At 69.7% G+C, this 7949-nt stretch carries 8 protein-coding genes; 2 read left to right on the top strand and 6 right to left on the bottom strand.

Going from position 1 to position 7949, the window contains the following annotated elements:
- Position 1: 1 nt before the first annotated feature.
- Complete coding sequence (prmC, locus tag VHB92_RS01430) at positions 2-961, bottom strand: peptide chain release factor N(5)-glutamine methyltransferase (protein ID WP_325450639.1); 960 nt, start codon at positions 959-961, stop codon at positions 2-4.
- Positions 962-1139: 178 nt separating this feature from the next.
- Between prmC and cysK the strand changes: the two genes are divergently transcribed.
- A complete protein-coding gene (cysK, locus tag VHB92_RS01425; protein ID WP_325450638.1) occupies positions 1140-2078 on the top strand; it encodes a cysteine synthase A in 939 nt (312 codons plus the stop codon).
- A gap of 6 nt (positions 2079-2084) precedes the next feature.
- Positions 2085-2672: a serine O-acetyltransferase EpsC gene (gene epsC, locus VHB92_RS01420; protein WP_325450637.1), complete on the top strand. Its 588-nt coding sequence runs from the start codon at positions 2085-2087 to the stop codon at positions 2670-2672.
- 141 nt (positions 2673-2813) lie between these two features.
- Here epsC and VHB92_RS01415 read toward each other — a convergent pair whose 3' ends face one another.
- The 5 genes from VHB92_RS01415 to rho form a co-directional block, all read right to left on the bottom strand.
- A complete protein-coding gene (locus tag VHB92_RS01415) occupies positions 2814-3131 on the bottom strand; it encodes a YybH family protein (protein ID WP_325450636.1) in 318 nt (105 codons plus the stop codon).
- 107 nt (positions 3132-3238) lie between these two features.
- Positions 3239-3574, bottom strand: coding sequence for a hypothetical protein (locus tag VHB92_RS01410; RefSeq protein WP_325450635.1), 336 nt, complete (start codon positions 3572-3574; stop codon positions 3239-3241).
- Positions 3575-3847: 273 nt separating this feature from the next.
- Positions 3848-4162 carry a hypothetical protein gene (locus tag VHB92_RS01405; protein ID WP_325450634.1) on the bottom strand — a complete coding sequence of 105 codons (315 nt, stop codon included), beginning with the start codon at positions 4160-4162 and terminating at the stop codon, positions 3848-3850.
- Positions 4163-4295: 133 nt separating this feature from the next.
- Positions 4296-5372, bottom strand: a complete 1077-nt coding sequence (gene prfA, locus VHB92_RS01400) for a peptide chain release factor 1 (protein ID WP_325450632.1) — start codon at positions 5370-5372, stop codon at positions 4296-4298.
- Positions 5373-5547: 175 nt separating this feature from the next.
- The gene (gene rho, locus VHB92_RS01395) at positions 5548-7809 is read right to left on the bottom strand and encodes a transcription termination factor Rho (protein ID WP_325450631.1); all 2262 of its coding nucleotides are present in this window, start codon (positions 7807-7809) and stop codon (positions 5548-5550) included.
- Positions 7810-7949 lie beyond the last annotated feature (140 nt).

Below are 7949 nucleotides of genomic sequence, written 5' to 3'. Positions count from 1 at the left end.
ATCACCGCAGGGCGGTCGTCACCCTGTCGCGCAGCGTGAGGTCGACGTGCGTCGACGGCGAGCGCCAGCCGTCGGCCTCCAGGATCGCGCGCACGTGCGTCCCCTGCAACTCGCCGTGCTCGATGGCGACGAGTCCGCCTGGGTGCAGCAGTCGCAGCGCGCGACGTGAGATCACGCGCACCACATCCAGGCCGTCGGGGCCGCCGTACAGGGCGGCCGGCGGGTCGAACAGGCGCACTTCGGGGTCGCGGGGTATCGCGTCGTCTGGCACGTAGGGCGGGTTGGACGCGACGACGGCGACGCGGCCGTCGAGCTCGGCGAAGGCATCCGCGAGGTCGCCGTGCTCGAGACGGACGTTGTCCGCTCCGACGGTCTCTACGTTGCGCCGCGCCCAGGCGTGGGCGTCGGCCGATCGTTCGACGGCGTAGACGTGGGCGTGCGGCACCTCGGTCGCCATGGCGAGCGCGATCGCGCCGCTGCCCGTGCCGAGGTCGACGCCGATCGGCTCCGGTTCGGCGGCCGAGCGCAGTGCGTCGACCGCGAGCTGCGCGAGGAGCTCGGTCTCCGGCCGCGGCACGAACACCCCTGGCCCGACCAGGAGCTCGAGCGAGCGGAACGGGGCGCTGCCCGTGAGGTGCTGCAGGGGTTCCCGCGCGGCGCGCCTGCCGACGAGCTCACGCATCCGGCGCGCATCCGACGCCGTGATGGATGCGCGAAGCACGGCCTGCGCCTGCACTCCCCCGCGGCTCAGACCGAGCACATGGCCGGCGATGAGCTCGGCGTCGACCGTCGGATCCTGGATGCCGGCAGCGGCGAGCGCGCCGGCCGCCTCGTCGAGGAGTTCCCGCAGCGGGACGCCGTCATGCGCCGGCTCGTGGTCGGGCGCGGACCGGTCGTCGGTAGCGGACCCGTCGTCTCGCGCGGGCCGGCGCCCGGGCTCTGGCTCGTGGTCGTCGGCCATCTCTGACTCCTTCACGGGAAACGGCGGCGGAATCGAAGCCGGTTCGATGGCCGGTCGGGCGACGGCCACCGGCGGGTGGTCGAGGCGTGACCGGGCCCGGCGTCAAGAATAGGCTGCAACCGGGCGTCACCCGCCCGTTCCGTCCACGTCACCGCGCCGCTTGTGGAAAGGCAGGCTCATGTCCGGCAAGATCTACACCGACATCACCCGGGTCGTCGGGGGCACACCGCTCGTGCGGCTGAACCGCGTCACCGACGGCGCCGCGGCCACCGTGCTGGCCAAGCTCGAGTTCTATAATCCCGCGGCCAGCGTGAAGGACCGCATCGGCGTCGCCATCATCGACGCGGCGGAGCGTGCGGGCGCGCTGAAGCCGGGCGGAACCATCGTCGAGGGCACCAGCGGCAACACGGGGATCGCCCTCGCCTTCGCCGCCGCAGCCCGTGGCTACCGGATGATCGTCACGATGCCGGAGACCGCAAGCAAGGAGCGGTGCGTGCTGCTCCGCGCGTTCGGTGCACAGGTCGTGCTCACCCCTGGCCCCGACGGCATGCGCGGCGCCGTCGAGAAGGCTCAGGAGATCGTGTCGAGCACCGACAACGCGATCTGGGCACGGCAGTTCGCCAATCCCGCCAACCCCGAGATCCACCACGAGACCACGGGCCCGGAGATCTGGTCGGACACCGACGGCGAGATCGACGTGCTCGTGGCCGGCATCGGAACCGGCGGAACCATCACGGGAGCCGGGCGGTATCTGCGGGAGCGGAAGGCCGACATCCGCATCGTCGCCGTCGAGCCGGAGGAGTCGCCGATCCTGAACGGCGGGGCGCCCGGCCCACACAAGATCCAGGGCCTGGGCGCGAACTTCGTGCCCGAGGTGCTCGACACCTCGATCTACGACGAGGTGGTCGACGTGAACGCGGATGCCGCCATCGCGATGGCGCGCCGCCTGGCGGCAGAGGAGGGCATCCTCGGCGGGATCTCCTCGGGAGCGGCCGTGGAGGCGGCCGTGCGGGTGGCGAAGCGGGAGGAGAACGCCGGCAAGACCATCGTGGTGGTGATCCCCGACTTCGGCGAGCGCTACGTCTCGACTGTGCTGTACCAGGACCTGCAGGACTGAGTCGCGATGACCGTGCTCTCGCGGATGCGCGAGGACATCGTCGGTGCGCGACGTCACGATCCCGCCGCGAGGAGCGACGTCGAGATCGCTCTGTCCTATTCCGGGCTTCACGCCATCTGGCTGCATCGCATCGCCCATCGGTGGTGGCGGTCACCCGGCCTCAAGCTGCCGGCGCGCCTGCTCTCGCAGTTCGCCCGCTTTCTGACGGGCATCGAGATCCACCCCGGGGCGCACATCGGGCGCAGGTTCTTCATCGACCACGGCATGGGCGTCGTGATCGGTGAGACGGCCGTCGTGGGCGACGACGTCATGCTCTACCACGGCGTGACGCTCGGCGGAAAGTCGCGGGGTCGCGGCAAGCGGCATCCGACGCTGTGCGACGGCGTCGTGATCGGCGCCGGCGCCCAGGTGCTCGGCGACATCGTAATCGGTGAACGCACCGTGGTGGGTGCGAACGCCGTCGTCGTGAAGTCGGCGCCCGCCGATTCGGTTCTAGTGGGCATCCCCGCCCGCGTCAAGCGGCAGGATGCGCCGCACCACCTCGCCCAGACACACTCCGACGAGACCTGGCTCGACCCGGGCATCTACATCTGAGGTCCGCGCAGGCGCGTGGCCGGATCAGGGCTCGAGGTCGATGGCGCCCTTGCCGGTCTCGACGACGAGGGGCACGGAGACGTGGTCGTGGACGACGAGCCAGTCGCCGTCGACTCTGCTGAAGCAGAACGTCGCCCGCACTCACATGCCCTTCACGGGTGCGCCGCTGCCGAGGGTTCCGCTCAGCCGGCCGAAGCCGTGCCCGAAGGCCAGTTCATCCGATACCTCGAACGCGAGATCGCGCACCTCGTAGGCCGCCGTTCCGAACACCTGGAAGACGCGTTCCCAGTTGCTCAGCTTCGCCTCGATTCCCGCGTGCTGCAGCGGAGGCTCGACGTCGAACGAGACGACGTCGGGCGCGTAGAGCGCGCGCAGCGCGCCGATGTCCTTCGCCGCTATGGCCTCGACGATGGAGTCGATCAGGTGCCGCAGCTCCAGCTCGCGAGCTTCGTCGTTCATGGTGTGTGTCCTTCGAGTACGTCTCACTGAATGGGTGTCTCTCTCAGAACGACGCAACAGCACACCGAAATGTCACACGCGGGGCCGTAGACGTACCGCAGTCCCGATCAGCGCGGACGGCGGCGGCGCCACCACGCACTGGCTCGCCACCACATCCGTCGGATGCCACGCCGGAAATACCACGCGAACGCCAGCGCGATGAGCACGACGGGCAGCACCTCGGGCACGGCGATCAGGCCGCCGACGAGGATCTCCAGCATCTCGAAGCCCACCAGCGAACCTGCCGCGACCCAGACCCAGCCGGAGAACAGGAGCAGACGCGACCGCGTCCGGTTCACGTCCCGTCTGAACACCGCGAAGGCGAGTCGGATCACGCGAACGGGACGGAGGTCGAGCAGCGCCCGTCGGACGGGCCGGGCATGGATGTGCGATGAGGCGAGCATGAGGGCTCCAGACGATGGCGACGTACGGGTGAGGACTGCGTCATCGGTCCGAGCTGCGACGCTGCTGCGCTTCGCGCCGTCTGATGCCGCGAGAAGAGGTGAACGAACTCTCTCGGCCTGTGCAGCCGAACAGCCTGTGCAGCCGATCGGCCGGCAGCGGATCAGGCAGTGCAGCTGAACAGCCGATGCATGATCGGCCTGTGCCGTTGCCAGCCTGAGCGGATCAGACGGAGCGACGGCTCGTCACACGAAGCGGATCAGCGGTGCGCTGTGTCAGCAGAGGTCGGCAGCGGGGACCGCACCGAATCCGGGCGCCCGTGCGCCGCGGCCTCCCACGCACTCCTGGTCCCACCGCGGTTCCCGGCGAGGGGCCGGCATCCTCCGTTGCGGTCGTTTGCGCGTCGCGTCCGCTCTTTGGACGGCGGCCAGCACTCCTCGAACGACGCCCGTGCACGAGAGTGCGAGCACGGCGACCAGCGCCACCAGCGCGAGGACGGTCACTGCCGTCGGTTCGCCGTGGATCGAGGTCCTGACCCAGGTGTCGACGACGACGAGCAGCATCAGCAGCGATGGCGCGATGCGCTTCATGCCGTCCTCCCTCCGGTGTGCCCAGGCTACCAAGCGTCGTCGAGATCGACCGTGGCGAGTGACGACCTACCGGCGTAGGGAGTCGCCGCCAGCGACCCGGGCGTGGAGAGATGCGGATGGCGAAAGGTGATCCCTACTCCTCGCCGAGAGCGGCGAGCTGTGCCTCTTCGTCGGCCTGCACGGCCGACTCGATGACGGGGTCCAGCGCGCCGTTCATCACCTGGTCGAGGTTGTAGGCCTTGTAGCCTGTGCGGTGATCCGCGATGCGGTTCTCGGGAAAGTTGTAGGTGCGGATGCGCTCGGAGCGGTCCATGCCGCGGATCTGCGACTTGCGCGCGTCCGACGCCGCGGCCTCCAGTTCCTCCTGCTGCTTGGCGAGCAGGCGCGCCCTCAGCACGCGCATCGCCGCCTCGCGGTTCTGGATCTGCGACTTCTCGTTCTGCATCGACACCACGATGCCCGTTGGCAGGTGGGTGATGCGTACGGCGGAGTCCGTCGTGTTCACGGACTGACCGCCGGGACCCGACGAACGGAACACGTCGACCCGGATGTCGTTCGGCGCGATCTCGACCTCTTCGGGTTCGTCGACCTCGGGAAAGACCAGCACGCCGGCCGTCGACGTCTGGATGCGCCCCTGCGACTCGGTCACCGGCACGCGCTGCACACGGTGCACGCCGCCCTCGTACTTGAGGTGCGCCCACGGCCCGTCGGCCGGATCCGACGACGTGCCCTTGATCGCGACCTGCACGTTCGTGTACCCGCCGAGATCCGTGTCGTCGTGCTCGAGGATCTCGGTCTTGAAGCCTTTCGACTCCGCGTAGTGCAGGTACATGCGCAGCAGGTCGGCTGCGAACAGGGCAGACTCCGCTCCCCCGGCGCCCGCCTTGATCTCCATGATGACGTCGCGTCCGTCGTCGGGATCCCTCGGGATGAGCAGACGCCGCAGCTTCTCCTGCGCTGCGGCCAGCGACTCCTCGAGCCCGGGGACCTCGTCGGCGAAGGCCGCGTCTTCCTTCGCGAGCTCGCGCGCGGCATCCAGGTCGTCGCCCTGCCGCTTCCACTGCTCGTACGCCGCCTTGATCTGGCTGAGCTCGGCGTACCTGCGGTTGAGCTTCTTGGCGCGCGCGGCATCCGCGTGCACGGCGGGATCGGCGAGCTGCTCCTGAAGGGCCTCGTACTCGTCGAGCAGGGATTGGATGGAATCGAACACGTCGTCGTCCTGTGGTCGTTGCGGATGCGTCAACGGCGGATGCCCGCCCGTTCTGCCTCACCCCGCCGGGTCCGCTTCGTGCCGATCGGTCCGCTTGTCCACGTGGACAAACGAGCCTCTCGGCGACAAGCGGACCCGACGCGGCGGCAGCCCGGTGCGGGCATCCGTGACGTAGCTAGCGGTGGTCGTTCTCGTGAGCGTGCGAGTGCGCGACACCGTGGCCGACCGCCGGCGCGGGCATCGACTTCTGCATCTGCACCAGGAACTCCACGTTCGAGCTGGTCTCCTTCAGCTTGCCGAGCACCACCTCGAGCGCCTGCTGCTGGTCGAGACCGGCGAGCGCGCGGCGCAGCTTCCAGGTGATCTTCACCTCGTCGGCGCTCATCAGCATCTCTTCGCGGCGCGTACCGGATGCGTTGACGTCGACGGCCGGGAAGATGCGCTTGTCGGCGAGCTGTCGCGACAGGCGCAGCTCCGAGTTGCCCGTGCCCTTGAACTCCTCGAAGATCACCTCGTCCATCTTGGATCCGGTCTCGATGAGCGCCGTGGCCAGAATGGTCAGCGAGCCACCGTGCTCGATGTTGCGGGCAGCGCCGAAGAAGCGCTTCGGCGGGTACAGCGCCGAAGCGTCCACACCGCCGGAGAGGATGCGACCCGACGCCGGCGCGGCGAGGTTGTACGCCCTGCTGAGGCGCGTGATCGAGTCGAGCAGCACGACGACGTCGTGTCCGAGCTCCACGAGGCGCTTGGCGCGCTCGATGGCCAGCTCGGCGACTGTCGTGTGGTCTTCGGCCGGACGGTCGAACGTGGACGCGATGACCTCGCCCTTAACCGTGCGCTGCATGTCGGTGACCTCTTCGGGTCGCTCGTCCACCAGCACCACCATGAGGTGCACCTCGGGGTTGTTCGTGGTGATCGCGTTGGCGATCTGCTGCATCACGATCGTCTTGCCCGCCTTGGGCGGCGCGACGATCAGGCCGCGCTGACCCTTTCCGATCGGGGCGACGAGGTCGATGATGCGCTGCGTGAGCTTCGTGGGCTCGGTCTCCAGACGCAGCCGCTCCTGCGGGTACAGCGGCGTGAGCTTGCCGAACTCGACGCGGTTCTGCGCGTCATCGATCGTCTGCCCGTTGATGGAGTCCACCTTGACGAGCGCGTTGTACTTCTGGCGACCGCTGTTCTCGCCCTCGCGGGGCTGGCGGATCGCGCCCACGACGGCGTCGCCCTTGCGGAGGTTGTACTTCTTGACCTGGCCGAGCGAGACGTACACGTCGCTCGGGCCGGGCAGGTAGCCGCTGGTGCGCACGAACGCGTAGTTGTCGAGCACATCGAGGATGCCGGCGACCGGGATGAGCACGTCGTCCTCGAGGATCTCCGGCTCGACGTCGTCGTTCCCGCCGCCACGACGCTTGCGGTCGCGGTAGCGACCCCGTCCGCCGCGCTCGTCTTCCTGCGCCTGCTGGCCGCCCTGGTTCTGGCGCTGGTTCTGCTGGCCGCCCTGCTTCTGCTGGTTCTGGGACTGCTTCTGCTGGTTCTGATTCGGCTGTGCGTCGGCGTCGGCCTGCTGGCCGTTCTCGCCGCGCTGGCCGTTCTCGCCCCGCTGGCCGTTCTGGTCGCGCTGGCCGTTCTCGCCGCCCTGGCCGTTCTCGCCGCGCCGGTTCTTGTTGCGGCCACGGTTGCGGCGGCCCTGGCGGGACTGCTCCCGCTGGCCGTCGTCGGACGCCTGGCCCTCGCCGTCGCCTTGCTCGCCGCGACCGCCTTCCGCGGCCTCGGCCGGCCGGCGCTGGGCATCCTCGCCGGAGCCCTGCTCGGGCTCGTCGACGCGACCAGCAGTCTCTGCGGCGGACTGTGCGGCGCCTTGCGCGCGCTGTTCCTGCGAGGCAGGGGCCACAGCGGCCTCGGCGTTCGCGGACTCACCGCCTGCGGAGAGTCCGGGCAGCCCGGCCTCGCCCGCGTTGACGTGCGCCGCCGCCGAGACGGTACGGCCTCCGTCGACGCTGGTCACCCTGCGGGAGCCGCGACGGGTGCGAGTGGGAGGAGTCTGAAGGTCGAGCGCGGCCTGCAGAGCCGCTTCGGCTGCGGCGGGATTCAGCGGCTCGTCCTGCGGGGACGACGCCGGGGTCTCTGCCGTGCGCTCTGCCGCGCCGGTCGCGACCGGGTCTTGCGCGTCGGCCGAGGCGTCATCGCCTGCGGCCGGCCGGGATGCGTCGGTGGCCGGCTCCTGCGCGGGGCGGGCATCCGTCGGTGCGGCATCGCCGGAAGCTGCACCGGCGCTGCGGCGGGCGGCGTCGATGGCCGCGACGAGCTCGCCCTTGCGCAGCTTGGCCGCACCGGCGATGCCGAGGCCTGCCGCGAGCGACTGCAGCTGCGGAACGCGCAGAGCCGACAAGTCGGTGGTGGAGTCCACGCCGTCGGCGTGGGTGTTGACGTCAGTCACTGAAGAGGATTCCTTTCCTCCGGAGGGCATAGATGCGCCTCTCCCGGAGTGCGTGTCGTGGGATTACCGCCCGGTCATGGTCGACCGCGTGCTTCGGGGATCGCTGCGCCGCTTGTCGGGCAGACACGACAGGAGTGAGT

The sequence above is a fragment of the Humibacter sp. genome, assembly GCF_035547335.1.
GTDB lineage: Bacteria > Actinomycetota > Actinomycetes > Actinomycetales > Microbacteriaceae > Humibacter.
The sequence above is the reverse complement of the archived record's forward strand: the minus strand, read 5'-3'. Positions and strand labels throughout refer to the sequence as shown.

Coding starts and splice junctions, on each gene's coding strand:
- VHB92_RS01415 (WP_325450636.1), bottom strand. CDS start 3,131: ATGAACGACGAAGCTCGCGAGCTGGAGCTGCGGCACCTGATCGACTCC.
- VHB92_RS01405 (WP_325450634.1), bottom strand. CDS start 4,162: ATGAAGCGCATCGCGCCATCGCTGCTGATGCTGCTCGTCGTCGTCGAC.
- VHB92_RS01410 (WP_325450635.1), bottom strand. CDS start 3,574: ATGCTCGCCTCATCGCACATCCATGCCCGGCCCGTCCGACGGGCGCTG.
- epsC (WP_325450637.1), top strand. CDS start 2,085: ATGACCGTGCTCTCGCGGATGCGCGAGGACATCGTCGGTGCGCGACGT.
- prmC (WP_325450639.1), bottom strand. CDS start 961: ATGGCCGACGACCACGAGCCAGAGCCCGGGCGCCGGCCCGCGCGAGAC.
- cysK (WP_325450638.1), top strand. CDS start 1,140: ATGTCCGGCAAGATCTACACCGACATCACCCGGGTCGTCGGGGGCACA.